At 71.0% G+C, this 2,525-nt stretch carries 1 protein-coding gene and 1 pseudogene; both read right to left on the bottom strand.

The window, feature by feature from the left end:
* Positions 1-164: 164 nt before the first annotated feature.
* Positions 165-929: a phosphotransferase enzyme family protein gene (locus ACY45C_RS19800; protein WP_462189062.1), complete on the bottom strand. Its 765-nt coding sequence runs from the start codon at positions 927-929 to the stop codon at positions 165-167.
* 167 nt (positions 930-1,096) lie between these two features.
* Positions 1,097-1,177, bottom strand: a pseudogene (locus ACY45C_RS19795) (hypothetical protein); the annotation flags it as partial.
* Positions 1,178-2,525: the final 1,348 nt, after the last annotated feature.

Genomic DNA, 2,525 nt, shown 5'->3' with positions numbered 1-2,525 from the left:
CCAGACTGCGGGCCACCGAGGACTTCGCCGAGGGGGTGCGCGCCTCGACGGAGCGCCGCGAGCCCCGTTTCACCGGCCGCTGAGTGGTCCGGGCGGGCCGGTCCTCGGGGACTTCCGGGCGGGCGGGACGAGCCACCGGTCAGGCCTGGCCGCGGGCCACCGCCTCAGTCGGTGAGGAACCGCCCGCCTAGATAGGCCTCGGCCAGCTCGCAGCTGTCCCGAGCGTACTCGGTGACGCTCGGGACCGCGTCCGAGTGCGGATGGGTGCCCAGCCAAGCCACCAGGAGCAGCCGGCGCAACAGGACGAAGGTGGGGATCATTGCCACGTCGTCCGCGGTGAGCGGGCGCTGGCGCTGGTAGGCGGCCAGCCAGGCGGCCACCAGGTCGCCGGCCTCGTCGAGGTGCTCGATGAAGGACAGCGACGCGGCGAGATCCCAGAGGTACCAGCCGAAGCCGCAGTCGTCGAAGTCGATCACACAGACGTCCCCGGTGGACTCGTCCCGGGGTACCAGGAGGTTCGCCAGCCGCATGTCGGCGTGGACGAGCCCGAACCGGTCCAGCCCGGTGCCGAAGGCGGCCAGGCGTGCCTCGATGTCGGCCGCGGCCCGGCTCAGCAGGCCCAACGCCGCGCGGCTGTCCCCCCGCGGGCCGTCCCCCCGCGGGCCGTCCCCCCGCGGGCCGTCCCCCCGCGGGCCGGGGCCGCCGGCCAGCCCGATGATCAAGCCCTCCGACCAGCTCCCCCACCGGCCAGCGTCGCCGAGCATGCTCCGCCAGGTCCACTCGAAGCGGGCGAAGGTAGCCGGGCGGGACCACTCCCGCGCGTGCCGATGCAGCCGCGCGGTGATGTCCCCGAGCTGCCCGAACGCGCCGCGCAGGGACGTGGGGTCCGTCGGTTCCGGTGAACGTCCGTCGACCCATTCGAACAACACGGCGTGCCGCTCGGCACCACCCGGCCCAGCGGGATCCGGGAGGCGGCGCTCGGGGGGAGGGCGCCGGTCGCGGGCACGGTCGCCACGGGCCCACCCGCCATCGTCGGCACGACCGGTGGCGTCACGACCACGCCGTCGGCGCGCAGGGCAGCCACCCACGCCAGCTCGCCGTGAATCTCGACGAGAGTGTGGTACCCGGGCCGGTGCAGCCGTAACGCCCAACGCCGGCCGGTCGCCGGGTCGTCCACGCGGTAAGTGACGTTCTCCGAGACATGCAGCAGGCTCGCCCGCGGCGACGGGCCGAGATCGTAGGCGGCGAGGACGTCACCGAGGACGCCGTCCAGCCCCACCAGCCCGTCAACGGAGGTCGCGCTCACCGTACGACCGCCGGTCCAGGCGAGATGGCGCCTCCGTGGGAGGACGTGACCCCGCGTACGGTTCCGGCCTGCTTGAACCCTTGCTTGAACCCTGTTTCACCAAGGGAAATGGTCCGCATCCATCTTGTTTGCCGGAGTCGGCGGGCCGCCGTCAAGGAACCGGGCCCGGCCGCACCCACCGTCGAAACCCACCGTCGAAGAACCAGCGCCACGGCGCGGCGCCTCCACGAACACGGCCGCGCTGCGGCCGACGCCGTGCTGTTCTGCACCCCGCAGTACGCAGGCGCACTACCGGAAGCTTCAAGAACCTGATCGACTGGACGATCGGCGGCGGGGTGAGCCCATCGCGGTCCACCGGCGACCGACCCGGACGGCCGACCACCGATGGGCCCGCGATTGGGACACCGACCTTCCCTCCCTCGCGCCCTGCGCGGCGTCTCACCCGGACAGGTGACCCGCCGCGGCCGGACACGTCAGTTCGGGATGGGCTGGCAGTTGGGTTGCTGGATGGGCGGGTAGGGAGGGCAGGGCGGTCCGGGCGGCTGGCAGCCCGCGCCGGTGGTGAGCAGACCGAGCGTGACGGCGGCTCCGATGGTCACCAGAATGCGACGGACACCGACAGCTCGCCCGGTTCTTCTCTTAACGGGTCGACGCATATTTGAACCTCTCTCGCGTCTCTCACGTGTTCTCCGATCCGCTATTCCCTACCAGAACTTCCCCACTCAATGACAACGGCGCGCCGAGCCCTTCGATTCCGTTTCACGTTTATGTATTCCCGTCCGGATTATCGGGCCGCGCATCGGGCGGACGGCCGGGCCGGTGAGAACCCGATGCGGTTGGCACCGGAACACCCTGCCCGCCCGGCCATCGATGACAATATTCATCAAGATGGGAGAACCGATACATCTGTGCCGAACCAGCGAAAGTCCGGGCGGCGGCCACGCCTGCCGTTGACCGGCGTCGACAGCGGTCGCCCGCCGTTGACCGGCGTCGACAGCCGTTGACCACTTTTGACACCGTTGACCATCGTCCGGGAGGACCATTCCAGCGGCCGGTCCTTGCCCGGGAGTACGGGCCGGGTGACCGGCTGCGCCCACATCACCGGGGGTGCCCGCAAGGGGTATCCGCATACCCCGGATGGGCTCATGTTTCCAGTCCGGTGGAGATGTTCCCGTAGGACCTGGCCACCCGGCGTACCGGGCCCCTAGTACTCCAACCC

The sequence above is a fragment of the Frankia sp. CcWB2 genome (assembly GCF_977927585.1).
This window is presented reverse-complemented; position numbering and strand designations above follow the sequence as displayed.